Source organism: Rhizobium sp. CRRU65 (genome assembly GCF_048551595.1).
GTDB lineage: Bacteria > Pseudomonadota > Alphaproteobacteria > Rhizobiales > Rhizobiaceae > Rhizobium > Rhizobium leguminosarum_J.
The window spans coordinates 478,708-504,093 of the sequence record NZ_JBLYZH010000003.1 but is presented as its reverse complement, the minus strand read 5'-3'; the positions used below and the strand labels follow the sequence as shown (position 1 = coordinate 504,093).

28 protein-coding genes are annotated in these 25,386 nt (G+C 62.0%); 13 read left to right on the top strand and 15 right to left on the bottom strand.

Features of this window, described 5'->3' with window-relative positions:
• Positions 1-140: 140 nt before the first annotated feature.
• The 3 genes from lptM (at position 141) to ACM5SV_RS08700 (ending at position 4,453) form a co-directional block, all read left to right on the top strand.
• The gene (lptM, locus tag ACM5SV_RS08710) at positions 141-353 is read left to right on the top strand and encodes an LPS translocon maturation chaperone LptM (RefSeq protein WP_017995323.1); all 213 of its coding nucleotides are present in this window, start codon (positions 141-143) and stop codon (positions 351-353) included.
• Between the two features lie 11 nt (positions 354-364).
• The gene (lysA, locus tag ACM5SV_RS08705) at positions 365-1,633 is read left to right on the top strand and encodes a diaminopimelate decarboxylase (protein ID WP_128405824.1); all 1,269 of its coding nucleotides are present in this window, start codon (positions 365-367) and stop codon (positions 1,631-1,633) included.
• 165 nt (positions 1,634-1,798) lie between these two features.
• Entirely contained in the window at positions 1,799-4,453 is a 2,655-nt protein-coding gene (locus tag ACM5SV_RS08700; RefSeq protein WP_222014507.1) for a TIGR02302 family protein, read from the top strand.
• 143 nt (positions 4,454-4,596) lie between these two features.
• Here the strand turns inward: ACM5SV_RS08700 and ACM5SV_RS08695 are convergent, their stop codons facing one another.
• The 3 genes from ACM5SV_RS08695 to ACM5SV_RS08685 form a co-directional block, all read right to left on the bottom strand.
• Complete coding sequence (locus ACM5SV_RS08695; RefSeq protein ID WP_012759176.1) at positions 4,597-4,956, bottom strand: response regulator; 360 nt, start codon at positions 4,954-4,956, stop codon at positions 4,597-4,599.
• Positions 4,957-5,124: 168 nt separating this feature from the next.
• Positions 5,125-5,667 (bottom strand): hypoxanthine phosphoribosyltransferase, encoded by a 543-nt coding sequence (hpt, locus tag ACM5SV_RS08690; protein ID WP_003543314.1) that lies wholly within the window; start codon positions 5,665-5,667, stop codon positions 5,125-5,127.
• 129 nt (positions 5,668-5,796) lie between these two features.
• Complete coding sequence (locus ACM5SV_RS08685) at positions 5,797-6,456, bottom strand: membrane protein (protein WP_012759177.1); 660 nt, start codon at positions 6,454-6,456, stop codon at positions 5,797-5,799.
• 206 nt (positions 6,457-6,662) lie between these two features.
• On the opposite strand from ACM5SV_RS08685, the gene ftsE reads away from it, so the two are divergent.
• From ftsE to ACM5SV_RS08665, 4 genes are all read left to right on the top strand, one after another.
• Positions 6,663-7,322, top strand: coding sequence for a cell division ATP-binding protein FtsE (gene ftsE, locus ACM5SV_RS08680; protein WP_003543317.1), 660 nt, complete (start codon positions 6,663-6,665; stop codon positions 7,320-7,322).
• The gene (locus ACM5SV_RS08675) at positions 7,315-8,328 is read left to right on the top strand and encodes a cell division protein FtsX (protein WP_012759178.1); all 1,014 of its coding nucleotides are present in this window, start codon (positions 7,315-7,317) and stop codon (positions 8,326-8,328) included. Before ftsE ends, ACM5SV_RS08675 begins: the two co-directional genes overlap by 8 nt.
• Before the next feature lie 73 nt (positions 8,329-8,401).
• Positions 8,402-9,112, top strand: a complete 711-nt coding sequence (locus tag ACM5SV_RS08670; protein WP_020487038.1) for a YdcF family protein — start codon at positions 8,402-8,404, stop codon at positions 9,110-9,112.
• 301 nt (positions 9,113-9,413) lie between these two features.
• Positions 9,414-10,211 carry a lysophospholipid acyltransferase family protein gene (locus tag ACM5SV_RS08665; protein WP_012759180.1) on the top strand — a complete coding sequence of 266 codons (798 nt, stop codon included), beginning with the start codon at positions 9,414-9,416 and terminating at the stop codon, positions 10,209-10,211.
• 2 nt (positions 10,212-10,213) lie between these two features.
• On the opposite strand, the gene ACM5SV_RS08660 is transcribed toward ACM5SV_RS08665, so the two are convergent.
• Entirely contained in the window at positions 10,214-10,744 is a 531-nt protein-coding gene (locus tag ACM5SV_RS08660; protein WP_012759181.1) for a gamma-glutamylcyclotransferase, read from the bottom strand.
• A gap of 51 nt (positions 10,745-10,795) precedes the next feature.
• On the opposite strand from ACM5SV_RS08660, the gene ACM5SV_RS08655 reads away from it, so the two are divergent.
• Positions 10,796-11,797 (top strand): DUF2125 domain-containing protein, encoded by a 1,002-nt coding sequence (locus ACM5SV_RS08655; RefSeq protein ID WP_113547531.1) that lies wholly within the window; start codon positions 10,796-10,798, stop codon positions 11,795-11,797.
• Here the strand turns inward: ACM5SV_RS08655 and ACM5SV_RS08650 are convergent.
• The 4 genes from ACM5SV_RS08650 to ACM5SV_RS08635 all read right to left on the bottom strand — a co-directional run bounded on the left by ACM5SV_RS08650 (position 11,794) and on the right by ACM5SV_RS08635 (position 15,147).
• Positions 11,794-12,213: a GNAT family N-acetyltransferase gene (locus ACM5SV_RS08650; protein WP_113547532.1), complete on the bottom strand. Its 420-nt coding sequence runs from the start codon at positions 12,211-12,213 to the stop codon at positions 11,794-11,796. The two genes, ACM5SV_RS08655 and ACM5SV_RS08650, sit on opposite strands and share 4 nt — an antisense overlap.
• An 8-nt stretch (positions 12,214-12,221) precedes the next feature.
• Entirely contained in the window at positions 12,222-13,145 is a 924-nt protein-coding gene (locus ACM5SV_RS08645; RefSeq protein WP_113547533.1) for a prephenate/arogenate dehydrogenase family protein, read from the bottom strand.
• Positions 13,142-14,239 (bottom strand): histidinol-phosphate transaminase, encoded by a 1,098-nt coding sequence (hisC, locus tag ACM5SV_RS08640; protein ID WP_197725674.1) that lies wholly within the window; start codon positions 14,237-14,239, stop codon positions 13,142-13,144. The genes ACM5SV_RS08645 and hisC overlap by 4 nt, the downstream gene beginning before the upstream one ends.
• A 131-nt stretch (positions 14,240-14,370) precedes the next feature.
• Positions 14,371-15,147, bottom strand: a complete 777-nt coding sequence (locus ACM5SV_RS08635) for a class I SAM-dependent methyltransferase (RefSeq protein ID WP_017995330.1) — start codon at positions 15,145-15,147, stop codon at positions 14,371-14,373.
• Positions 15,148-15,200: 53 nt separating this feature from the next.
• Here ACM5SV_RS08635 and gloB point away from each other — a divergent pair, with 53 nt between their 5' ends.
• Both gloB and ACM5SV_RS08625 read left to right on the top strand, forming a co-directional pair.
• On the top strand, positions 15,201-15,971 hold the full coding sequence (gene gloB / locus ACM5SV_RS08630) for a hydroxyacylglutathione hydrolase (RefSeq protein WP_017995331.1): 771 nt from the start codon (positions 15,201-15,203) through the stop codon (positions 15,969-15,971).
• Positions 15,971-16,393, top strand: a complete 423-nt coding sequence (locus tag ACM5SV_RS08625; protein ID WP_012759188.1) for a cupin domain-containing protein — start codon at positions 15,971-15,973, stop codon at positions 16,391-16,393. Before gloB ends, ACM5SV_RS08625 begins: the two co-directional genes overlap by 1 nt.
• 61 nt (positions 16,394-16,454) lie before the next feature.
• Here the strand turns inward: ACM5SV_RS08625 and ACM5SV_RS08620 are convergent, their stop codons facing one another.
• Together ACM5SV_RS08620 and ACM5SV_RS08615 are read right to left on the bottom strand one after the other, a co-directional pair.
• Positions 16,455-17,345 carry a DMT family transporter gene (locus ACM5SV_RS08620; protein ID WP_128405827.1) on the bottom strand — a complete coding sequence of 297 codons (891 nt, stop codon included), beginning with the start codon at positions 17,343-17,345 and terminating at the stop codon, positions 16,455-16,457.
• 30 nt (positions 17,346-17,375) lie between these two features.
• Entirely contained in the window at positions 17,376-18,158 is a 783-nt protein-coding gene (locus tag ACM5SV_RS08615; protein ID WP_012759190.1) for a DUF3108 domain-containing protein, read from the bottom strand.
• A gap of 242 nt (positions 18,159-18,400) precedes the next feature.
• Between ACM5SV_RS08615 and rpmB the strand changes: the two genes are divergently transcribed.
• On the top strand, positions 18,401-18,697 hold the full coding sequence (gene rpmB, locus ACM5SV_RS08610; protein WP_003543341.1) for a 50S ribosomal protein L28: 297 nt from the start codon (positions 18,401-18,403) through the stop codon (positions 18,695-18,697).
• A gap of 112 nt (positions 18,698-18,809) precedes the next feature.
• Positions 18,810-19,445 carry a queuosine precursor transporter gene (locus ACM5SV_RS08605; protein WP_012759191.1) on the top strand — a complete coding sequence of 212 codons (636 nt, stop codon included), beginning with the start codon at positions 18,810-18,812 and terminating at the stop codon, positions 19,443-19,445.
• Here ACM5SV_RS08605 and ACM5SV_RS08600 read toward each other — a convergent pair.
• The 5 genes from ACM5SV_RS08600 to ACM5SV_RS08580 all read right to left on the bottom strand — a co-directional run bounded on the left by ACM5SV_RS08600 (position 19,442) and on the right by ACM5SV_RS08580 (position 24,976).
• Complete coding sequence (locus ACM5SV_RS08600) at positions 19,442-20,014, bottom strand: AAA family ATPase (RefSeq protein WP_222014508.1); 573 nt, start codon at positions 20,012-20,014, stop codon at positions 19,442-19,444. The two genes, ACM5SV_RS08605 and ACM5SV_RS08600, sit on opposite strands and share 4 nt — an antisense overlap.
• Before the next feature lie 76 nt (positions 20,015-20,090).
• Positions 20,091-21,128: an esterase-like activity of phytase family protein gene (locus ACM5SV_RS08595; RefSeq protein ID WP_222014509.1), complete on the bottom strand. Its 1,038-nt coding sequence runs from the start codon at positions 21,126-21,128 to the stop codon at positions 20,091-20,093.
• A 13-nt stretch (positions 21,129-21,141) separates the two neighbouring features.
• Positions 21,142-23,043 carry a cobaltochelatase subunit CobT gene (gene cobT, locus ACM5SV_RS08590; RefSeq protein WP_130739807.1) on the bottom strand — a complete coding sequence of 634 codons (1,902 nt, stop codon included), beginning with the start codon at positions 23,041-23,043 and terminating at the stop codon, positions 21,142-21,144.
• 12 nt (positions 23,044-23,055) lie between these two features.
• Complete coding sequence (gene cobS, locus ACM5SV_RS08585) at positions 23,056-24,048, bottom strand: cobaltochelatase subunit CobS (RefSeq protein WP_012759195.1); 993 nt, start codon at positions 24,046-24,048, stop codon at positions 23,056-23,058.
• Positions 24,049-24,358: 310 nt separating this feature from the next.
• Positions 24,359-24,976 carry a J domain-containing protein gene (locus ACM5SV_RS08580; protein ID WP_011653732.1) on the bottom strand — a complete coding sequence of 206 codons (618 nt, stop codon included), beginning with the start codon at positions 24,974-24,976 and terminating at the stop codon, positions 24,359-24,361.
• A 101-nt stretch (positions 24,977-25,077) separates the two neighbouring features.
• On the opposite strand from ACM5SV_RS08580, the gene ACM5SV_RS08575 reads away from it, so the two are divergent.
• Positions 25,078-25,362, top strand: a complete 285-nt coding sequence (locus ACM5SV_RS08575; RefSeq protein WP_012759197.1) for a BolA family protein — start codon at positions 25,078-25,080, stop codon at positions 25,360-25,362.
• Positions 25,363-25,386 lie beyond the last annotated feature (24 nt).

Below are 25,386 nucleotides of genomic sequence, written 5' to 3'. Positions count from 1 at the left end.
AAAAGCCGCCGCGCCCTTCCTGCGGGGCGCGCAAAGACCGCCAACAATCAGGGTGCACAAGGCGAATAAACTTCGCTATGAAGATGTCCATCATCCGATATGAATGATGTCCATCGTTCGGTACGAATGATGCCCGTCACATGCCGCAGAAGAGGATATCCATGAAGAGCTTGCCGCACCTCGTCCGCCTGACGGCGGTTCTCGCCGTCATCGGCCTTGCCGTTGCCGGATGCGGGCGCAAGGGCGACCTCGATCCGCCGAGCGCTGCGGCAACCAAGGAAGGCGACGTTTCCAAGCCGACGAAACGGCCGGGAACCGTCGACAAGCCCTTCCTTCTCGATCCCCTTCTTTAAGGCATAAACCCGTGAACCATTTCGAGTACCGCGACGGCGTCCTTCATGCGGAGAACGTCCCCGTTCCCGAGATCGCCAAGGCGGTCGGCACCCCTTTCTACGTCTACTCCACCGCGACGCTGGAGCGCCATTACCGCGTCTTTTCGGAAGCCTTCGCCGACATGGACTCCATGGTCTGTTATGCGATGAAGGCGAATTCGAACCAGGCGGTGCTGAAGACGCTGGGCCGCCTCGGCGCCGGCATCGATGTCGTCTCTGAGGGCGAACTGCGCCGCGCGCTTGCCGCCGACATTCCGGCGAGCCGCATCATGTTCTCAGGTGTAGGCAAGACGCCGTCCGAGATGGATTTCGCCCTCGAAGCCGGTATCTACTGTTTCAACGTCGAATCCGAGCCCGAGCTCGAGATCCTCAATCAGCGCGCCGTCAGCGCGGGCAAGAAAGCGCCGGTCTCCTTCCGCATCAACCCTGATGTCGATGCGAAGACGCATTCCAAGATCTCGACCGGCAAGAAGGAAAACAAGTTCGGCATCTCCTGGGAGCGCGCCCGCGCCATCTATGCCCATGCCGCCAGGCTGCCGGGCATCGAGGTCACCGGCATCGACATGCATATCGGCAGCCAGATCACCGAATTGCAGCCCTTCGACGACGCCTTCAAGCTGCTGCACGACCTTGTCGCGACGCTGCGCGCCGACGGCCACACCATCCATCACGTCGATATCGGCGGCGGCCTCGGTATCCCCTACAAGGACGACAACAATCCGCCGCCGCTGCCGGACGCCTATGCGGCAATCGTCAAGAACCAGCTGCGCGGTCTAAACTGCAAGATCATCACCGAACCCGGACGCCTGATCGTCGGCAATGCCGGCATCCTCGTGACCGAGGTCCTCTATGTGAAGGATGGCGGCGAAAAGACCTTCGTCATCGTCGACGGCGCGATGAACGATCTCATCCGCCCGACGCTTTACGAGGCCTATCACGAGATTCGGCCGGTAACGATTTCGGCGGCCAACGCGCCGCGCATCCGCGCCGATGTCGTCGGCCCCGTTTGCGAGACCGGCGACTATCTGGCGCTCGACCGCGAGATGGCGATGCCGAAGCCCGGCGACCTGATGGCCGTCAGCACCGCCGGCGCCTACGGCGCAGTCCAGGCCGGCACCTATAACAGCCGCCTGCTGGTGCCCGAAGTTCTGGTCAGGGGCAGCGATTTCCACACGATTCGACCGCGTAGAACCTATGCCGAACTGATCAGCCTCGACTCCGTTCCGGCCTGGCTCGACTGAACAAGCCATCACTTTTTGGCGAATAAACGTGAAAAGCCGGTATTGCCGGCCGCTCGCCCTCGCCTTCGCCACAAAGAGTGTTATCCTTTCGTTCATGAGCGTATTGCCCTGCAATCGCCGGAAGCGCCCTCTGTTCCAGAACGCCAGATCGCGGAGACCGGACCGATGACAAGCCCATCGAGGCAGAAGAAAGGCGCATTTGCCTACCGTCCCTCGCTTGCCCGGCTCGTGACGACGAAACGACTGCTGGCGCGAATCGTGCTCTTTTTCGAGCAACTGCTGCCTCCTTTGATGCCGGTACTGTCCGTCATCGCCTTTTATCTCTCTGCCTCCTGGTTCGGCCTCTTCCGCAGCGTGCCGGACTGGCTGCGCATTCTGCTGCTCATCGCCTTTGCCGCCGCTTTTCTCATTTCGCTCCTCCCCTTCCGCACCCTGCGCTGGCCGAGGATCGCAGAAGCCGACCGCATGCTGGAGGAGCGCAACGGTCTGCCGCACCAGCCGGTCACCGTCCAGGAAGACGAGCCGGCCTTCGATACGCCCTTCGGCCGGGCGCTCTGGCGCGAGCACCAGGCGCGCATGGCCGAAAAGATCGCAGCGCTTGATACCGGACTGCCGCGGCCTGATATCGCCGCGCATGACCGTTTCGCGCTGCGCGCCGTCCCGGCGCTGCTGCTGGTCACGGCCTTCGGTTATTCGCTGTCGATCAACGGCGGCTCGATCCGCGACGCGTTGCAGGCAGCACCCGAGCAGGTGGTCAGCGATCCGGCGGTGCGCATCGACGCTTGGGTGACGCCGCCTTCCTATACCGGCCGCGCCCCGATCTATCTGACGGCTGACGGCAGCGAGCAGGCGCCGATCGGCATTCCGCAGTTTTCAGGCCTCACCGTCCGCGTCAGCGGCGGAAAGACCGCCGAGAAGGTCCTGTTCCGCAAGGCGAACGGCGAGGTCCAGGATATTGCCGTGCAGGCGGATACCAAGCCGCAGCAGACGGCGGGATCAGCCAGCGAGCAGCCGACGGCGGCACCTGCCAGCCAGGCTCTCGTCGCGCAGACGCATATGATGAAGCTCCAGGAGAACGGTGCACTCGAGGTCAATGGCCGCCGCTGGAGCTTCGACGTGCTTCCCGACAAGGCGCCCGAGATTGCCTTTGACGGTTTGCCGAAGCCCAGCGTCAACGGGGCGCTCGAAATCGGTTTCACCGTTAAGGACGATTACGGGGTCCAGGAGGCGCATGCAGGGATCGTTCCCGTCGAAACCGATCCGACGGCAACGCCGCTCTATCCGTTGCCGGAATACCGGCTGGATATTCCCCGCCGCAACGCCCGCGACGCCAAGGGCGTGACCAGCCGGAACTTGACCGAACATCCGCTTGCCGGCAAGCGCGTGCGCATCACCCTCGTCGCCAAGGATGCCGCCGGCCAGACCGGCCGCAGCCCGCCGCATGAGATGGTGCTGCCGTCGCGGCCCTTCAACGAGCCGCTTGCCGCGGCCGTAGCTGAGGAGCGGCAGGTTTTCGCGCTCGATACGCGCAAGATGCCGCAGGCAATCGCCCTGAACGAGGCGCTGACTATCCGCCCCGAGGAGACGATCCCCAAGCTTACCAACTACTTGCTGCTCGAATCCGCCCTGACGCGCATGAAGCTCGCCAGGGGCGAGGATGCGCTGAAGGATACGGCCCAATATCTCTGGGAAATCGCCCTCGGCATGGAGGACGGCGATCTATCGCTCGCCGAGCGCAAGCTGCGCGAAGCCCAGCAGAAGCTTGCCGACGCGTTGGACCGCAACGCTCCCGACGCGGAGATCAAGGAGCTGATGGACGAGCTGCGCAAAGCGATGCAGGACTATATGACCGAGCTCGCCCAACGCATGCAGAACGCGCCGATGCGGCCGAACCAGAACGCGCAGAATATCCTGCGTCAGCAGGATCTGGAACGGATGATGGACCAGATCGAAAATCTCGCCCGCTCCGGCAATCGTGACGCCGCCCAGCAGATGCTGTCGGAATTGCAGCGGATGATGAACAACCTGCAGGCGGGCCGCCCGCAGCGCGGTCAGCAGGGCCAGGAAAACAGCGAGGCCCGCAAGCAGATCGACAAGCTCGGTGAGATCCTGCGCGACCAGCAGAAGCTGATGGAACAGACCTTCCGGCTCGACCAGCAGCTCAGGGACCGCATGCAGCGCGGCGAGCCTGACATGGGCGAGAACGATCCGCTGCTCGACGAGATGAACCCCGGAGAGAACGGCGAGCCGCGGGATCAGCAGCAGGGCCAGCAAGGCAAAGAAGGCCAGCAGCCCTCCGACCAGATGACGGCCGAGCAGCTGCGGGAGGCGTTGAAACAGCTGCGCACCCAGCAGGATGCGCTCGGCAAGCAGCTCGGCGAATTGCAGAAGAGCCTCGGCGAGATGGGCATGAAGCCCGGCCCCGGCTTTGGCCAGGCGCAGCGCGAAATGGAAGGCGCCGGCCGAGAACTCGGCCAGGGACGTGGCCAACCGGCCGTCGAGGGCCAGGGCCGCGCCCTGGAAGCGCTTCGCCAGGGCGCCCGCGACATGATGAACCAGATGATGCAGGCGCAGCAGGGCCAGCAGGGTCAAGGTCCGAACGGCCAGGTGGGCCAGGGCGACCAGAACGGCCGCGACCCGCTCGGCCGGCCGCGCCGCCCCCAGGGGCCGGAGTTCGGCGACAACAGCGTGAAGGTGCCTGACGAAATCGACGTTCAGCGGGCGCGAGAAATCCTTGACGCGATCCGCGAAAAGCTCGGCAACAATCCGCCGCAGGAAATGGAACGGCGCTATCTCGAACGACTGCTGGACATCCAGTAGGCCACTCACCGCAACGCGATCAACAGCAGGCGCGTTAGAACAAATTCACTCCAGGCCGAACCGGCCTGGAATCTGAATCGTGATCTCAATCAAAGAAATGGAGCATGATTTCGCTCCGAATCACGCCTTTAGGTATCCTGGCTCTAAGCGACAAGCGCTCGGGCGACAGCCTTGCGGATCTCGGGAAGCGCGAATGGCTTGGCGACGACATCGATGATCTTTTCGGCAAGATCGTCGGCCCGTTCGCGCTGTTCGGCATAGCCGGTCATCAGCAGGATTTTCAAACTGGGAAAAGCGTCTTTTGCCTGATGGGCGAGTTCAATGCCGTCCATCACCGGCATGCGGATATCTGAAAGCAGCAGATCGTAGACCCCGTCCTTGAGCTTCTCCAGCCCCTCGGCCCCATCGGCCGCCTCATCGGTTTCGTGGCCATCAAGCCGCAGGGCCCGGGCCACGAAGGACCGCAGGGAGTCCTCGTCTTCCGTAATCAGAATTCTTGCCATATGTGCATCGCTCCGTATCAGCCCCGCGACGGAAATCACCAGACTTTCCTTTTCGATCGGTAAAGATGAGGAAGCGATGGACGAGATGGTTAACAACCCGTCTCGAACGGCAAAGTAGCGCAACGGGTCTTTCAGACGCGCAAAAGCGCTGCAACACTTTGCAGTCGCTCAGGCGTCCCCGGTCACCACGCCGACGAAGGGCAGTTCGCGAAAGGCATAGGCGACATCCATGCCATAGCCGACGACAAAATAGTCAGGGCATTCGAAGCCGACATAGTCGGCCTCCAGCTTTTCCTTGCGCTTGACGCGCTTGTCGAGCAGCACGGCGATCGTGACGTTGCGCGCACCACGCTCGAAAAGCAGTTCTTTGGCAAAGAGCAGCGTCCGGCCGGATTCAAGGATATCGTCGATCAGCAGGACGTCGCGGCCATGCACGTCGCTGTCGATATCCTTGACGATGCGCACGCCCTGCGAAACTGTGCCGATGCCGTAACTCGACAGCGTGATGAACTCGACCTCCGGGGCAAGCCCGCTGTCATGCAGGGCCCGGATCAGATCGGCGGCGAAAATGAATGAGCCCTTGAGCACGGCGATGACGAGCAGGTCCTTGGTCGGGCCGCTGGCGATCTCCCGCGCCATCGAATGATTGCGTTCGGCAATCTGCTCGGCGGTGAAGAGCGGCTCGATGTTTTTTCCGCGCACGACAGGCATAAGGGCTTGCTCCATGAAAAAGAAGGTAAGCCGTTAGCACATATGCGAGCTTGAAACAGCCTCGCCGGCTATGAAATTAGCGCGATTGGCACGACCTGTGGCGCGAAAGTCGGCCCATCCCGTGTCCTGTTACGTCTGTGGCAGGAAGGAAAGCCGGACCTCCGGCATCTTTCCGCCGGCATGCTGCACGCGAGCCGAGAAGCCCCGGCTTTGGCCGCCATAGATCACATCGGCCGGCGGGTTGATGACGATGCTTGCGGTCAGCCGCTCGTCGGTCACGAGATCGGCACGGATCGGATGCACCGTCTGCGTCGTGCCGCTGTCGTTTTCGATGATGCCGTTGATGACCAGCACGCGCATGCCGTTCGCATCACGCGGCGTCACCGTGACATGGGTGAAATGCAGCGACGCTCCGGACGTGGCTCGCTCGCCGGAAACGCCGGAAAAGCCACCCGTTAGCCCGAAGACAAGCACGACGAGCGCCAGCACCAGCGCTGCGAAGCTCCGCATCGACGCGCGCTGCAGCCAGGATTCCGCGGTCTGCAGAACGGAATTCGCGATTGCCAGCATGAACGGCGGCGGTGCAGCGTTTGCGGCAGCCATACGCTTGCGGTTGTCGTTATAGGTCCTTGCATTGAATTCCCTGGGCCGAACTTTGCCGAGGGTGACGAATTCGGCGTCGGAGATATCGGCAGGACGCGCAGAGCGGTACTGACGGTTGGCAGGTTCCGGCGGCAGGAAATCATAGGCCTGGCCCGGCGTCCGGCGACTGAAGGAGGATGCTTCCATGGTGGCTGCCTCGCAGATGTCCACATGGTTTCGCTGCCAGGGGAAATCTTGGCATTGAAACGAATCCTGCTCAGTCGTAAATTTTAATGGTTAATGCTTCGCAAAGATCGCCATCAAACGGGCGTCTTTCCAGCAAAATTTACCGGCTGTTAACGGTGTTGGTTAACAAGTCGTGCGGTGAAACCCACAACAGACTGAGTTGCCCGTTGATCCACTTCGAGAATGTCGGTTTGCGCTATGGCATGGGCCCGGAAATCCTCCGGGACCTGACCTTCGACATTCCGAAGAAATCCTTTCAGTTCCTGACAGGCCCATCGGGCGCCGGCAAGACGTCGCTGCTGCGGATGCTTTTCATGTCGCTGCAGCCGACGCGCGGCCTGATCCGCATGTTCGGGCGCGACATTTCCGAAATCCCCCGCCCTGAACTGCCGCTTCTGCGCCGCCGCGTCGGCATCGTCTTCCAGGATTTCCGCCTCCTCGACCATCTCACCACCTATGAGAATGTCGCTTTGCCCTTACGGGTGCGTGGCAAGGATGAGAGCTCCTACAAGACCGATGTCCTCGAACTTTTGAAATGGGTCGGCCTCGGCGAACGCATCAACGTGCTGCCGCCCGTGCTCTCCGGCGGCGAGAAACAGCGCGCCGCAATCGCCCGGGCGCTGATGGACCGGCCGGAAGTGCTGCTGGCCGACGAGCCGACTGGCAATGTCGATCCGCCGATGGCCAAGCGCCTGCTCAATCTTTTCCTCGAGCTGAACCGACTCGGCACGGCGGTGGTGATCGCCACCCATGACCTGGCGCTGATGGAACAGGTGGAAGCCCGCCGCATGATCCTCTCAGAGGGGCATCTCGATATCTATGACTGAGCCCCCGTCCAGAAACCCCGAGAAGGCGTCTGCCAAGACCCAGCAGAAGCGGCCGGAATTGCGCGTGCGTCCGACTGCGCCGATCCTGCCGCCTTCGAACATCCAGGGCAGCGCGTTGATGGTGGTGATCTCAATCATGGCCTTTCTTGCCTGCCTGACGCTCGGCGGCGTCAGCATGGTGCGCTCGACGGCGGCCAGCTGGGAGAGCCAGATCTCCCGCGAGATCACCATTCAGATCAAGCCGGACGACAATCTCGACATGGAGAAGGCGCTCACCCAGGCGCGCGACCTGGCGCTGACCTTCGTCGGCACCAAAAGCGGCCAGATCGTCGACGAGGCGGCGACCGCCCGCCTGCTCGAACCGTGGCTCGGCCCCGGTCTCGATCTCAAGGATCTGCCCGTTCCCCGTCTCGTCATCATCACCATCGATGAGAGCAATCCACCGGATTTCGATTCGATGCGGGCGCTGCTCAAGGACAGTATCCCGCAGGCGAGCCTCGACGATCACCGCACCTGGGTCGACCGGCTGGTGTCCATGGCGCACACGACTGTCATGATCGGCACCGGCATCCTGCTGCTGGTTTTCACGGCGATGGTGCTCACGGTCGTCTTCGCCACGCGCGGCGCGCTGTCGGGCAATCGTCACGTCGTCGAAGTGCTGCATTTCGTCGGCGCCGAAAGCTCCTTCGTCGCCACCGAATTTCAGAAGCATTTCCTGAAGATCAGCCTCAAGGGCTCGGCGATCGGCAGCGCGCTTGCCGCTCTCTTCTTCGCTAGCGCCGGTTTCTGGCAGAGCCGCACCCTCGCCACCCCGGAAACGGACCAGGCGACCGCGCTCTTCGGCACCTTCTCCGTCGGCGTGCTCGGTTATGCCGGCATCTTCGCGACGATGATCGTCATCGCACTCCTGACCACCTTCACCGCGCGGCTGACCGTCATGCGGACGATCTACGAAATCGATACACTACGCTCAGACCCGACACGCACCGACGGCATCGGAAGTTGATCGTGACCGTGCCGTTTTGCCATGAAAGCGTCTGTTCCGCGCCGCAATCAGCGTATAATCACGATTCATGACGATGGGACACACGACACCCAACCCGATTCATCAGGACCCGGAGCTTGATCGCCCGGCGGGTCTGCCGCCGCGACGCGGGCCAATCCGCCGCCTGCTGCGCTGGGGCGGCTTTGCCTGCTTGCTGGCAATCGCCCTGGTATTCGGCGGTTTTCTGCGTTTCGCCGATTCCGTGACGACGCTGAAGCCCCCGGCCGAGCCGAAGGCGGATGCCATCGTGGTCCTGACGGGTGGTTACCAGCGCATCGACCAGGCCGTGGAGCTGCTGCAGAAGGGGGCAGGCAAGCGCTTGCTCATTTCCGGCGTCCACCCGACGACGACGCCGGCACAGATCCGCAAGATGACGCAGGGTTCGGCCGATCTCTTCTCCTGCTGTGTCGATATCGGCTACGATGCGATCGACACGATCGGCAATGCCGAGGAAGCTTCGAACTGGATCCACACCAAGGGATACCGCAGCGTTCTGATCGTCACCAACAACTATCACATGCCCCGAAGCCTCGCCGAACTCTCCTATGTCGATCCCGACATCGAATTCATCGCTTATCCCGTGGTCAATTCGGATTTGAAGAGCCGCAACTGGTTCACCGATCCGAATGCGATGCGCGTGATGCTGGCCGAATATGTGAAAGTGTTGCTGACCGGGGCCCGCAACATCACCGGCTTCGGCCGCCACACCGGCTTGCGCTCGGCAAATGCGTCCGGCCAACAATAGAGCACCGCGCGTCTGATAGAACGCGCTACGGACGCTCCGTCTTCTTGTTTTGCGCAATTCCGGACGCAAAACCACTATGCACTTTTGCCGGAATTTCTTCAGAGCATGATGCCGAAAAGTGTGAGCGGTTTTAGGACGACATCATGCTCTAACTTTATAATGTAGAACAGGATTCAGATTTTAGGCCGAACAGGCCTAAATCATCCTGTTCTAGGCTTTTACATCAGGGCGTCATCAAACGCTTTTTATGGCGGGCAATATCGTGTAGGCCGGTCGCGTGAGCATGCCTCGGGAAAGTTTCATGATCGCCCTGCGTTCCGTTCTCTTCAACACGATCTTCTACGCCAACCTCATCATCCGGATGATCGTGCTCTCGCCCTACTATTTCGTCGTGCCGCGCAAGATCGCCTATGCGATCCCGAAGAACTGGGCGCGCTCCAACCACTGGCTGATGCGGGTGATCGTCGGCACCACCTTCGAGATCGAGGGACTGGAGAACCTGCCTGATGGCAGCTACATCCTGGCGCCGAAACATCAGTCCTTCTGGGATACCTACGCGCTGCTGCCCTGGCTGAAGGATCCGGTCTACATCCTGAAGCGCGAGCTTATGTGGATTCCGCTCTTCGGCTGGTATGCGAAGAAACAGCGTATGATCCCGGTCGATCGCGGCGCCCGCGGCAAGGTGATGGTGGAAGTGCTGAAACGCACGAAGGAGGAACTGTCGACCGGCCGCCAGCTCATCATCTATCCCGAGGGCACCCGCCGCCCGCCAGGCGCAGAGCCGCTCTATAAATACGGCATCGCCCGCATGTACCGCGATCTTAACCTCCCCGTCGTGCCGGTTGCCATGCATCCCGGTCTGTTCTGGCCGCGGCGGAGCATTCGACGTTATCCCGGCCATTTCAAGGTGAAGATTCTGCCGCCGATCATGCCGGGAATGGATCCGGACGCCTTTTTCGCCCATCTGATCGAGGTATCGGAGCGGGCAAGCGACGAGCTTCTGCTCGAAACCGTCGCGCGAAATCCGCATCTGCCGCTCCCGCCGACGGCGGTCGAAAGGCTGGTCGAGCTGCGCAAGCTGAACGCGGCAACTGGCTGAGATCAGGCGGCGCGCAGCCGCTCCACTTCGTTGACGACCTGCTCCAGCCAATGGTCGCGAATGCCCATCTGCTTCAGATGCGTCAGCGTGTTGAAGACATAGGCATCATTCGGACCTGACTGGCCGTTTGCTTCGTTCACCACCCGTGCCGCCGCAAGCGCATCGAGCGCGCCGGCATATTGTTCATGCTCGCGGTCGATGATGTAGGCGACCGCTTCGACCCGACGCCGGCCGGCAAGCTGCAGCCGCACCCGGCGCTCCAGGTAGACATTGGTGACCAGCTCGCGGGCGCGGAGATAATCGATCACCTCGTCCCATTTTTCCGGCGAAATGCGGAAAGCCATGCCGCGGCAGGCGCCACCCCTGTCGAGGCCGAGAACCAGGCCCGGATTGTCGCGGGTGCCACGATGAACAAAGGAGCGGACGCAGAGCGAACGCCTGTAGCCGTAGACCAGGGCCTCTGCCCGCTCCATGAACTCGAAGCCCGGATTCCACATCAGCGAACCGTAGCCAAATACCCAAAATTCGTCCATATCGCACGCCAGACCGGGAATCACATTTGCGATTCACCATTGGAGAACATCATGGCAGCGTCAAGCCGATCCGGCAGCGGTAAGAAATTCTGGTTGCTGGGTGGGGGCGTCCTCCTGGTGATCGCGCTTTATACCGGCGGCTGGTTCTATGCGGCGTCAGCATTGAAGACCACGGTGCTGAAAGCGATCGCGCCGCGCGATCAGGCAGGCGTCAGCGGCGAATGCTCCGATATCGAATTCCGCGGCTATCCCTTCCGTATCGGTCTGTTCTGCTCCAAGATCGACGTCGACGACAATGTCAACGGCGTTTCCGCCACTTTCGGCGCGCTACGCTCCGCAGCACAGGTCTATGCGCCCGGCAATATCGTCTGGGAACTCGATTCGCCGGCAGAGATCCGCACCAGCAACGGCCTTTCGATCTCGGCCCAATGGACGAACCTGCAGGCAAGTCTTGCAACCAGGCTGCAGGGCATCGACCACAGCTCGACCGTCATCGAGGGTCTGAAGGCGATGGCCGTCTCCTCCTACTCCGGCCAGACCATGAGCTTCGATGCCGCTCGCACCGAAATCCATCTGCGCCAGAATGGTGCAGATCTCGACGGCGCAATCTCCGTGCAGGACGCCAATACGGCGATCAAGGACTGGCCGCAGATCTTCCCGAAATTCTCGGCGAGCATCGATCTGACCGTCGCCGGCAAGGCCGGCCTGATCGATGGCAGTGACCGGAACGGCCTCAATGGTACCACCGGCGACCTGCGCCGCATCGTCGCCGACATCGGGGACGGCAAGGTGATGACACTGACCGGCCCCTTCTCCTTCGACGAGCAGGGCTTCCTCTCGGGAAAATTCAAGCTGGAGATCGAACAGCTCGGCCCTTGGGGGAACAGCCTGAAACAGGCCTTTCCGGATATCGCCTCGACCGTCAACACGGCGACCAAGCTCTTGAAGGCGCTTGCCGGCGGCGGCGACAAGGTCTCCGTCGATCTCGTCGTCGATCGCGGCAATGCCACCGTCAGCGGTTTCATCCCGCTCGGCCGAATTCCGCCGATCTAACCGATTCGCTTGATGAAGAAGAATTCCGGGACCGATTGCAAGCCGGGCAATTCGATCGCGCCGGTTTCGGAAAATCCGTTGCGGCGATGCCAGTCCTGGGGCCGGCTTTCGTCGCATTCGCTCGACGTCATCAGCAGGCGGGCGCCGTCGTCGCGCATCGCTTCTTCCCAGGCGAGAAACAGCGCCGTCCCAACGCCCAACCGGCGATGGCCGTGCAGGACGCGGATCATTTCCATATAGGGAACCCTGCCCCAGAAGCGGGAGAAACGCAGGAAGCCGACGATCTCGTCGTCTTCCCTGGCAACCAGATATTCGCCGAGCGCGACGCAACGCGATACCCATGCTTCACCGGCGCTGGCATCCTCGCGAGCCAACCAGTCGATATCCGCCCGGCCGGCACGTGCCACCTCTACCATCGCGGCGGCTACTTCTTGTCCAGCGCGTGGCGGCCGAAATCCGGCGCGTCGACATCCTGGCCGGCCTGGACGATCGAACGGCGGATGGCGCGCGTGCGGGTGAAGAGTTCGAAAATCTTGTCGCCCTCGCCCCAGCGGATGGCGCGCTGCAGATAGGCGAGGTCCTCCGAGAAGCGCGCCAGCATTTCGAGGATCGCATCGCGGTTATGCAGGCAGACGTCGCGCCACATCGTCGGGTCGGAGGCGGCGAGGCGGGTGAAATCACGAAAGCCAGAGGCGGAATATTTTATGACCTCAGACTCCGTCACCGTCTCCAGATCGTCGGCCGTGCCGACGATATTGTAAGCGATGATATGCGGCAGGTGCGAGACGATGGCGAGCACCTTGTCGTGATGTTCGGCATCCATTTCGTCGACCTTCGAGCCCAGCGCTTCCCAGAAGCTGCGCAGCCGCTTCAGCGCCGTCTCATCGGTATCCGCGACCGGCGTGAAGATGCACCATCGGCCTTCGAAGAGGCCGGGGAAGCCGGCATCCGGGCCGGATTTCTCCGTACCGGCCAGCGGGTGGCCGGGGATGAAATGCACATTATCAGGCATATGCGGCAGCATCTGCGCAATGACAGAAGCCTTGGTGGAGCCGACATCGGTGACGATTGCCCCCGGCTTCAGGCTTCCCGAGATCTCCTTCGCCACACTTTCCGAAGCGCCGACCGGCACCGAGACGATCACCAGATCGGCATCCTTGACGGCATCCTGTGAAGACGTCGTGTAGCGGTCGCCGAGGCCGAGTTCCTCCGCACGCTTCAGCGTATCGGGGCTGCGCGTGGCGACGACGATCTCCCTTGCAAGACCAAGCCGTCTAATGTCGTAGGCAAGCGAAGAGCCGATCAGGCCGATGCCGATCAGCGCGATCCGATCGAACTGCACACTCATGCCTGATGACCCATGAATTCGGTGAGCGCGGCAATCACGCCGCGGTTGGCCTCTTCGGGGCCGATGCTCATGCGCAGCGCATTGGCGAAGCCATAGCCGCGCACGGCGCGCAGGATGTAGCCGCGGCTCGTCAGCAAATCGTCGGCATCCGCGGCGCGCTTGCCGTCGATCTCGGGGAAATGAATGAGGACGAAATTGGCGACGGACGGCGTCACCTTCAACCCGATCGCTTCGAGTGCCTGGGTGAGCGTCTCGACCCACATCTGATTGAAGGAGACGGCCTGCTGGATGAAGGCCTGGTCGCGGATGGCAACGGCAGCGGCGGCGATTGCCGGCGCGTTCAAGTTGAACGGCGCGCGCACGCGGTTCAGCGCATCGACGATCTCGGCGGGCGCATACATCCAGCCGACGCGCAGCGCCGCAAGGCCATAAGCCTTCGAGAAGGTGCGGGTCATCACCACGTTGGCATTGGAGGAGACGACCTCGATGCCGGCTTCATAATCGTTGCGGCGCACATATTCGGCATAGGCGGCATCGAGCACGAGGACGACATGTTTCGGCAGTCCGGCCTGAAGGCGGCGGATCTCGCTGACGGAAACATAGGTGCCGGTTGGATTGCCGGGATTGGCGATGAAGACGATCTTCGTCTTCTCGGTCACCGCGGCAAGGATCGCATCGACATCGACGGTATAGTCTTTCTCCTTGACGACAACAGGCGTGGCGCCGGCGCCCAGGATCTGGATCTTGTAGACGAGGAAGCCGTGCTCGGTGATGATGCCCTCGTCGCCGGCACCGAGATAGACATGGCAGAGCAAGCCGAGCAGTTCGTCGGAACCGTTGCCGCAGAGGATGTTTGCCGGATTGAGGCCGTGCACGGCGGCAATCGCCTCACGCAGTTCGATCGCCTGCCCGTCAGGATAACGCCCCAGATTGTCGGCAACCGTCTTGAAGGCTTCGATTGCCTTCGGGCTGGCGCCGAGCGGCGTTTCGTTGGACGAAAGCTTGTAGACGCGGGCAACACCCGGCGCATGTTCCTTGCCCGGCACATAGGCTGCGATATCGAGAATACCGGGACGCGGAACGGGCTTGCTCATCTCAACGCTCATGGGTTCGACCTTGGAATTGCCGGAAATCCGGGCTGAAAAACACCAAGTGGCATTAAAGCGGAATGCGATTGTTGTCGAGACCTATGGGCGTGACACAAGCAGTTGGAGACCGCCGGGAGCTACCTGCTGCGTGTGGTCGGCACGCCATGCGGTGCGAGAACCGGCACGAAGACGCGGCGGGAGGCCCGCGCCGCCACCGGCAGCCCCTGATAGAGCCGCTTCTGCGCTTCGACGATGATGACGCCCGAGAAGGCCGGCCACAGCGTTCGACCGATCCGCTCGAAGGCGCGGCGAAGCCGCAGGATGGTCCTCAACTTCGAGGGCGGGAAGAACAGCGCTTCAGCCGTCGCGCCCGGGGTGAAATTTGTCTCGCGCAGCAGATTGGTCAACTGACCGCGGGAATAGGGCCGGCCCGAACCGAAGGGTGTATGCTCCATGCGTGCCCAGACGCCGCGCCGGTTCGGCACGACGATGACCAGCCGTCCACCCGGCGCCAGCACCCGCCAGAGCTCCTTCAGCGTCTCGCGCGGGCTTTCGGCGAATTCCAGCGAATGCACCATCAGCACCCGGTCGATCGACGAATCCGGCAGCGGCAGTTCCTCGTCGAAGACAAGCGCCGTCGTCGAGAGCGAGCCCATCGGCCAATTCACCGCGCCCTGCCCGGCCGGCATGAAAGCGAAGGTACGCTCGGTATCGGCCTGGAAGCGATCGAGGAAGGGCACGGCATAACCGAGACCGACCAGACGCTCCTGCGGCAGCCGCACCCAGAGCGAGGACAGCGCCATGGCGATCGACTGCTCGGCAAGACGTCCGAGCTCGGAATGATAGAACTGGCGTAAGTCGACGATATCGGCGTGCATTGCGACAAATGTTATCAGCGGGCGGTTGGACTTCAAGGCCGGAACCTCTACATTTCCGCGAGACTCCTGGGATAAGGGATTATTGAACGATGAAACCTTTGGAATTAGACGTTTTTCTCTGCCGCACCGACAATTTCGGCGTTCTCGTGCACGATCCGGAGACAGGCTTTACCGCGGCGATCGATGCGCCGGAGGAGGCGCCGATCCTGGAAGCGGCGACACGTCGCGGCTGGAAAATCACCCATATCTTCACCACTCATCATCACACCGACCATGTCACTGCCAACCTGGCGCTGAAGGAACAATTCGGCTGCGAGATCATCGGCCCCATCAACGAGGCCGTCGCCATTCCCGGCCTCGATCGGACGATGGCCGATGGCGACAGCTTCCTTTTCGGCGATCACACCGTCAACGTCATCGAGACACCCGGCCACACCGCCGGCCACATCTGCTATCACTTCGTCGATGACAAGCTGCTGTTTGCAGCCGACACGCTGTTTGCGCTCGGCTGCGGCCGGCTGTTCGAACGCCCGGCCGCCGATATGTGGCATTCCCTGCAGAAACTCGCCGTGTTGCCCGATGAGACCGCCATCTACTTCGGCCATGAATACACATTGTCCAATGCCCGCTTCGCGCTGACCGTCGATCCCGACAATGAGCGACTGAAGAGCCGCGCCGCCGAGATCGAGGCCTTGCGCGCCGATGGCAAATTCACCATCCCGACGACATTGGGGCTGGAAAAGGAAACCAACCCGTTCCTGCGCGCCGCCGATCCGGCGATCCGCCGCAATCTGCTGATGGAAGGCAAGACCAACGAGGAAGTCTTTGCAGAGATCCGCAAGCGCAAGGACCATTTCTGATGTCGCCTGAGGACATCATCCGCGAACTCGGCATGCAGCCGCATCCCGAAGGTGGCTGGTACGTGCAGACATTCCGCGATACGGCGGGCGGGGAACGCGGCCACTCGACAGCGATCTATTACCTGCTGACCAGGGGACAGCGTTCGCACTGGCATCGCGTCCATGACGCGGCGGAGGCCTGGCATTATTACGCCGGCGCGCCGCTCTCGCTGCACCGCTCGGAAGACGGAACGGCAAGCCAAACCCTGACGCTCGGAACCAACCTGTCCGCCGGCGAGCGGCCGCAGGCGATCATTCCCGCCAATTGGTGGCAATCGGCCGAAACCCTCGGCGATTTCACCCTGGTCGGCTGCACCGTCTCGCCCGGCTTCGAGTTTTCGAGCTTCGAGATGGCGCCGCCCGGTTGGAAGCCCGGCGGCTAGAGCATGATGCCGAAAAGTGTGAGCGGTTTTCGGGCGACACCATGCTCCAACTATCTAAGGCCTATTCTGCTGCTGCGGGCTGCGCCTGGCTCTTGCGGCGGAACATGTCCTGGGCGGCGAGCACCGCCCCGCCGGTGACGAGCACGCAGGCGAGAGCAATGCGCCAGCTCGGCTCGGCAAATCCAAACAGCAGCAGAATAAGCGTCGAAAGCAGAGGTGCGGCGTAACTTGCCGCGCCGAGAATCTGGATATCGCCGTTCTTGACGCCGTAATCCCACGCGTAGAAGGCAGCCCCGACCGGAAAGAGCCCAAGCCCGGCGACGGCGACCCACTCGAAACTCGTTGCCGACCAGACGGTCGTCTCCAGGCCGAGATGGCAGAGCAACGACAGCATGGATGTCGCAAGGCAGAAGCCGGTGACGACATCCGTGGAGACGGCGTCGAAACGCCGCGTCAGCAGCGAATAGCCGGACCATGTGAAGGCGCAGAGAAAGGCGGCACCGTAACCGACGGCATAGGCGCCGTCGAAATCGATGCCGTTGCGACTGACGATCAGGAAGGTACCGCAAAGTCCGGCAAGCGCACCCGCCGCATGATACCAGTGCAACCGTTCGCCCGGCAGCAGCGCCGAACCGACGACGATCAACAGCGGCCAGAGATAGGCGACCAGCCCCGCCTCCACCGCCGGCGCGTTCCGGAGCGCGGTAAAATAGAGGAAGTGATAACCGAACAGCCCCGCAATGCCGGTTATCCAGACCTTGGCCGGCTGCTTCAGCAGCGCCAGCCGCGCGGGATTGAGGATAAGCACGACGAGGCCGGGAATGCTGCCGATCGCAAAGCAGACGGCCGAAAGCTGGAACGGTGGCATCTTGCCGGAGGCGGCCGTGAACAACGCCAGGAACGACCACATCAGAATGGCCGTAAAGCCGATCAACGTCGCGCGAAGCTTCACCTGTCCCCCTTCACGGAGGCAGAAGCCCCGTCAGCTGTTGCTGCCGTATTTGACGGCAGTGATCGTCACCATTCCATATTCGGTTGGAATGCGCACATAAACAGGAGCGTATACATTTGCCGCGTCCGACTTGGCAAACCAGATTTCCATGCGATCGCTCTTGCTCAGATAGTCGATATCCTTGCGGCCCTTCTTGTAGCCCGAGCGCGGCACGAAGCGGACGCTGCAGACGGTCGCCTTGCCCTTGAACCCATTGGTGGAGAAATCCTCGTCGCCCTTCGGCGACAGCACCAGATCCATGCGCGTCTCGCCGTCGAAGATCGGCAGCGTCTGCGAGCAGACCTTGGTATCGCCGGTGAAGACCAGGCCGGAGATCGGATCGAGCACCGAGCGCATGTCGCGCGGCGTGACGTCGATCCAGTTCTTCGGGCGCTTCGGCATCGGTGTCGTCGTCGCCGAGATGATGTTGCCGTTGCGGTAGCTGACCTCGTAGACGCGGGCCTTCCTCTTGCCGCTCTTGTAGTAGAGCGAGTATTTCTGCGCCTGCAATCTGTCATTGCGCACGACGCCGCTCACGCTGGTCTTGGCCGAAATCGTCGTGATGAGATCGGCAAGACCGGCGGAATTGATGCTCCCGGCGATCTTGTAGCTGTGATCGTCCTCGATCTGCGTCAGGAACGCGGCGCGCGCGATCGGCAGCCCGGCGAGCGCCACCCGGTATTCCGTCCGATGCTGGATTTCGGCCGCCGATGCCGGTATGGCAAGAAGTGCGGCGATGGCCGAAATGAAAATCCGTCTGCCCGAATGAGCCATGGAAAAAAGCCTTGTCTTGCTGCGCGCTGGCAACCTTTGCTGAGCGGTCTATACTCCTGCCGTGAAGGGAAGAAAACAGCAGCTTTTTGACAGAATTGCGGGAAAGGCCAAGGTTTGGCTTGACGCGAGCAGCCTGTCTGACTATAGAACCGCAACTTTCCAATCATGCCAGTTGGATTGCGCGCCTGGCTTTGCCGGGAGTGGCAATTCGATGGCCCGAGAAAAACAAGAATAGGTGTTCCATGTCCCGCGTGTGCGAATTGACCGGCAAGGCCGTCCTGACTGGTAACAATGTCAGCCATGCCAACAACAAGACCAAGCGCCGGTTCCTGCCGAACCTGTGCCAGGTAACGCTGATTTCCGACGCTCTCAACCAGCGTTACCGTCTTCGCGTTTCGGCTGCCGCTCTTCGCACCGTCGAGCATCGTGGCGGCCTCGATGCATTCCTGCTGAAGGCCAGCGAAAACGAACTGTCGATGCGCGCGCGCCTGCTGCGCCGTCAGATCGCCAAGAAGACCGCTGAAGCCGCTGCTGCATAAGCTTCTGCCCTTCTTTCATACGGCTTCAAAAGGCTTGAACGGATAATACCGGACAAGCCTTTTGCTTTGCCGGTCCGTCTCTCCAACTGGTGGCATCACCCAGGATAAAAAAATGCTGAAGACCCGCTATACCATTGCCTATGTCGCGCTGATGACGCTTGTCGTCGTCGCCTCCAACTTCCTCGTCCAGTTTCCGCTGAACGCCGAAGTCGCCGGCATCAACCTTGCCGACATCCTGACCTGGGGCGCCTTCTCCTATCCAATCGCTTTCCTGATCACCGACCTGACCAACCGTCAGTTCGGCCCGCAGGCAGCCCGCAAGGTCGTCTTTGCCGGCTTCGTCGTCGGTGTGACGCTCTCCTTCTTCACCTCGGTGCCACGCATCGCCATCGCCTCCGGCTCGGCCTATCTCGCCGGCCAGTTGCTCGATATCGCCGTCTTCAACCGCCTTCGCCGCCAGGCCTGGTGGCGCGCGCCGCTGGTCGGTTCGCTGATCGGCTCGGCGCTCGATACGGTGATGTTCTTCTCGCTTTCCTTCGCCGCGTTCTTCGTCTTCCTCGGCCCGAACGACCCCTTTGCGCTGGAAGCAGCCCCCGTCCTCGGCGTTTTCGCCACGGAGGCTCCGCGATGGATTTCCTGGGCGATCGGCGATTTCGTCGTGAAGATGATCGTCGGCCTCGTCATGCTGCTGCCTTATGGCGCGCTGATGAACGTGCTGCGGCCGATGCAGGCCGCTCGCGCCAGCTAATCACGGACGCCGCCGGACCCCGCACCGGCGGCGATCGCGGGATGCAGCAGAGCCTCGGCAACCAGATCGTCGATATCTCTTGACGAATCGAGCCGCAACACCGGCGCCGTCTGCGTATCCAGCCATTGTTCATGCGCCGCAAGGCTGCGACGCTCGGGGCCGGCCGTGTCATAGCTGGCCGCCCATTCCAGGAATTCCCCGCTTTTTACGGCCATGTCGCCGCCAGGCCTGATTCTGCTTCCGTATCGGGCAGTCTCCCGCGCAAGGATGCGCGCCATTCTAAGCTCCGGATCAATCCTCACGAACACGATCAGATCGTAAAGCGGCTCGACCGGCCTTCCCCATTTCAGCGCCGATCCGGAGAGGATCCAGCCTTCGTGCCGCGCCACCTCATCGAGGAGCAGCCCGATGCGCTGGTCGGCATCCCTCGGCGTCGCGAAGGGCGGATCGGTCGGTAACCAGAAGAAATCGTCGGTGTCGAGATGGGCGATATCGAGCTTTTCGGCAAGCGCGAGGCCGAGTGATGTCGTGCCGGAACCGGAGGCGCCCATGACATGAATATGCACCATGAATCTCCCTGCGAAGACTGATTCCCGATGCCGCGGGGGATAGCCGAGGCATATGACATCGGTCTGATGTCTTGGATCAATTCCGCTTCTGGGAATTCACCCCTGCCCACGCCGCCTCTTCCGAAAGCCGGAATTCCAGCATCAGATTGCGCTGCAGGATCGAATGATTGTCGTCCGACACCAGAATGATATGGGTGGTGCCGTCGGCGGCCTGGAAAGCATCGAGCCCTTCCATATTGTCGATCTGCGAGTTGAAATTACCTTCCAGCAGCAATTCGCCGTCAACGACGGCGCCGGGCCTGATGTCGGCGCCCTTGATGCGCCGAAGGCGCATGCCGATGCCTTCGGCCATGTTGAAGCGGCGCTCCAGCAGCAACAGGTCGCCGTTCGGCAGGAAGGCGCCGTCGGTGATGTCGAAGCTGCCATCCCGCTCGACCGAGAAACGTCCTTTCAGCGGCCCGCTGAGAATGGCCGCCAGCCGGTTGCCATCGCTGTCGAGACCACGCTCGGAGACGATGACCACCCCGCCCTTGAGTGGGCTCGATGCCGGCGCCACGGTGATGGTTTCGATACCGCGATTGTCGCTCAGCATCTTCCGCGGGATGAGGATCGGCAGGGTGGCGATCGCACCCGAGCCGGCAAAGCCGGGGTCGGGATAGACATCAACGCGATGAGCCTGCTCGAAGGAGACCAGGATCCGGTCGCCGTCCAGCGCCAGGCCTTCGGCATCCATATGTCCCTTGCCCTCGAAGCTGCGCCCGGCGCTGTTCTTCATCGGCGTGATCTCGACATCCGACAGGCCGGAAAGCCTGCCCTTGACGTCGCGCTCGATGCTGCCGGTCAGCCACTGGCCGGTATCGAGCACGACGACGAAATGTTTTTGGTCCGGCCGGAAACGGATGGAGGAGAGCGAGCCGAACAGCGCTCGGCTGGACACCATTTCCAGCCCGCCCAGAAATTCCAGCGATCCGAATTGCATCTCCGAAGAGCCGATCCTGAAATCGGAGATTTGCCGGCTAATGACCGGTACGTCGTCGCCGGCCCATGACGAGGAAGCGCCGGCTGCGATACCGAGAGCGATCGACGCCGCACGGCAGAGGCGCTTGACCGTCATTCTTCCAGCGGCGTCAGCCGGCACGGCGTATCCGGCCGCCGCGCGGCTGCACGGATTGGTCTTCGAAAAGCGAGGCAAGCTGCTCGGTCATCGCACCGGCAAGCTCGTCCGCATCGACGATCGTCACGGCGCGGCGATAGTAGCGCGTCACGTCATGGCCGATGCCGATCGCCAGCAACTCGACAGGCGAGCGTGTCTCGATCTGTTCGATGACGGCACGCAGGTGCCGCTCCAGATAATTGCCCGGATTGACCGACAGCGTCGAATCGTCCACTGGCGCTCCGTCCGAGATCATCATCAGGATGCGGCGCTGCTCGCGGCGCGCGAGCAGGCGATTATGCGCCCAGATCAGCGCCTCGCCGTCGATATTTTCCTTGAGCAGGCCCTCGCGCATCATCAGCCCGAGATTGGCGCGCGCGCGCCGCCACGGCGCGTCGGCCGACTTGTAGATGATATGACGCAGGTCGTTGAGGCGGCCAGGCGTCTGCGGCTTGCCGCCGGCAAGCCAGCTTTCACGCGCCTGCCCGCCCTTCCAGGCCTTGGTCGTAAAGCCCAGGATCTCGACCTTGACGCCGCAGCGCTCCAGCGTGCGGGCGAGAATATCAGCGCAAGTGGCGGCAACCGTGATCGGCCGGCCGCGCATCGAGCCGGAATTGTCGATGAGCAGGGTAACGACAGTATCGCGGAACTGGGTGTCGCGCTCCATCTTGAAGGAGAGCGCCTGCATCGGATCGATGATGATGCGCTGCAGCCGGGCCGGATCGAGATAACCCTCTTCCAGGTCGAAATCCCAGGAGCGGTTCTGCTGCGCCATCAGGCGGCGCTGCAGCCGGTTGGCGAGACGGCCGACCGCGCCCTGGAGATGCGCCAGCTGCTTGTCGAGGAAGGCGCGCAGGCGCTCCAGCTCGGCGGCGTCGCAAAGTTCCTCGGCGGTGATGATCTCGTCGAACTCTTCGGTAAAGACGTGATAATCGACCTTCTCGTTGAAATCGGCAAAAGGCGTATTCGGCCGGCGGGTCTCGCCCGGCGTTTCCGAATCGTCCTCGCCCTCTTCCATCATGTCGTCGTCGGAGATTTCGGCGCCTTCGGTCTCGCCGTCCTCCATCTGCTCGTCGGCGACCTCACTGTCCTCGACGGGGGCGGCATCGGTACCGGCATCCTCGTCGACCTCGTCCTGGTCCTGTTCGTCGCCGCTCGGCTGGTCTTCCTGCTCCGACTGGTCGTCATTGTCGGCGTCGCTGTCATCGTCGCCGTATTCCTCGGCCATTTCCATCGCCGACAGCATGTTGCGGATGACCTTGGCGAAGGCCTGCTGGTCGTTGATCGCGCTCGACAGATTGTCGAGTTCGGACCCTGCCTTGTCCTCGATAAAGTCGCGCCAGAGGTCCAGCACCTTGCCGGCGGAGGCTGGCGGGCGCTGGCCAGTCAGCTTCTCGCGCACCATCATCGCAACCGCTTCGCCGACCGGTGCGTCTTCCTGGCGCTCGATGCCGGTAAAATTCGCCTTGGAATATTTCTCATCCGTCATGGAGCGCAGGTTCGACGCCATGCCCTCCATCCGCAGCGCGCCGATCGATTCGACGCGCGCCTGCTCGACCACATCGAAGATCGCCCGGGCGTCCGAGCCCTGCGGCGCCATCGTCGCATGCACCTTCTCGTCATGGCAGGCGAGCCGCAGCGCCATCGAATCGCCGAGACCACGGGTGACCGCCAGCTCATGCGCCGTCGGCCGCTTGGAAAGTTCCGGCAGCCGAATGCGCTCGCCGGTCATCCCCGGCCGCTCATTGGCGAAGGTCACCTCGACGTCGCCGTCACCGGCGATCGAGCGCACGCAGCCGGTTATCGCCCGGCGCAATGGCTCGACGTCGACAGGCGCGCCGGGCTTTGCTTTGGAATTGTCACCGCGAGCTGCCATGATCGGTCGGTCTCAAGCCCCGAGAACGATGTTGGCGGCACTTTCCTTCAGCTCGACGCCGAAGGCCCGCTGATAGTGCTCGGCAACCAACGGACGCTCCAGTTCGTCGCACTTATTGAGGAAGGTGACGCGGAAGGCGAAGGCGAGATCGCCGAAGATTTCGGCGTTTTCGGCCCAGGTGATGACCGTGCGCGGGCTCATGACGGTCGAGAGATCGCCGTTCATGAAGGCGGCACGCGTCAGGTCGGCGACGCGCACCATCTTCGAAACCGTCTCACGGCCGTTCTTGTCCTTGCCGAAGCTCTTCACCTTGGCGGCGACGATATTCACTTCGTGATCATGCGGCAGGTAGTTCAGCGTGGTGACGATCGACCAGCGGTCCATCTGCGCCTGGTTGATCTGCTGCGTGCCGTGATAGAGGCCGGTCGTGTCGCCGAGGCCGATCGTGTTCGCAGTCGCAAACAGACGGAAGGCCGGGTGCGGCCGAATGACGCGGCTCTGATCGAGCAGCGTCAGGCGCCCGGAGGATTCGAGTACGCGCTGAATGACGAACATCACATCGGGGCGGCCGGCATCATATTCGTCGAAGACCAGCGCGACATTGTGCTGATAGGCCCAGGGCAGGATACCGTCCTTGAATTCGGTGACCTGCAGCCCGTCCTTGACGACGATCGCATCCTTGCCGACGAGATCGATACGGCTGACATGGCTATCGAGGTTGATGCGCACGCAAGGCCAGTTGAGCCGCGCCGCCACCTGCTCGATATGCGAGGACTTGCCCGTGCCGTGATAGCCGGAAATCATCACGCGGCGGTTATGGGCGAAGCCTGCGAGAATGGCGAGCGTCGTGTCGCGGTCGAACAGGTAGTCGGTGTCGAGGTCCGGCACATAGGCGTCGCCCTTGCTGTAGGCGGGAACGCGGATGTCGGAATCGATGCCGAAGGCCTCGCGGACCGAAACGGTGGTATCGGGCAGTTCTGATATATCCAGGTCGATCTTGCTCATCATGTCTCCAAGGCGGGTGATGCCACCCGGCCATACTGTCTCAGGCCATGTCGCAACCGTGACGCCGCGTTTTTTATTCCGCGCCCGTCCAGGTCGGAACGTCGGCGATGCTTCTCCGGGACTGAAACGAAACCTCGGCGGGATAATGACCGCGTGCGAGCATTCTTGAAAGAGTCCCGGACAAGAAACGCCGCGTCCGGAAGGTCGGCGGAGGCGATGTCGGGAAAACGCACAAATATGAGCCGCGTTTGCCTGCGGCCTCAGCCGATTTGGACCATACCCGATTGAAGCCTAAGAGCAAGGACGGGAATTAACAAAAACCGTTCTGCTTCAACAATTGATAGGCCTGGATGACGGCGCGGAAACGCTCCTCCGAGCCGCGGTCGCCGCCATTGGCATCCGGATGGTGTTTCTTAACCAGTTCCTTATAGCGGCTCTTGATCTCCGCCGATGTCGCATTGGCGTCGAGACCCATCGTTTCGAAGGCCTTGGTCTCAAGCGATTTCAGCTTGCGCGCCTGGGGAAAACGCGGTCCGCTGCCCTTGCCGCCTTCCTTGACGAAGCCGAAGGGATCGCGAACGCGGGTATAGGCGCCGGAGCGGATCTCCGAATGCAGCGGACTGTCCTTCGCCGCCTTGTTGACGCCGACCGTCCATGTCGGCCGATGGCCGGTGATCGCCTCTTTCTGGTAACGCGCAATCTCGCCGTCCGAAAGACCGGAGAAATAATTGTAGCCCTTGTTGTATTCCTTGACGTGCTCGAAGCAGAACAAGAAGAACTGGCCTTCCGCATTGCGGCCGACGGGAGCGCGATGCGCTCCCTTCTTGTCGCAACCGTCCCATTGACAGGTAGGCGGCGCCTGCTCTGTCTCCGGCTCGCGTTTGCGGCGTGTTCGGATGCGATCGAAATATTTGGAATCAAGTCTCATGACGGCGCTAATTATGGGGCTGTCGCGAAGCGACAACAAGAATTGACAAACGGGAATGTTGCAGGCTTGGTAGGAACCCTTTTCGCGAACAGCAAGACCGGATGATGACCCTGCGAACCCGCATCGAAGAAAAACTTGTCGAAGCCTTCGCGCCCGAACGCCTGAGCGTCATCGACGAAAGCCATCTGCATGCCGGCCACCAACCCGATATCACGGGCACCGGCGAAACCCATATGCGGGTGAGGATCGTTTCCGGAAAATTCGCCGGCCTGTCGCGGCTGGCGCGCCACCGGGCAATCACCGACCTGCTGAAACCGGAGCTCGATGCCGGCCTGCATGCGCTGGCCGTCGAACCGGCTGCACCTGGTGAACCGACCCGCTGGTAGCGGCACGCCACCCATATAGGCACT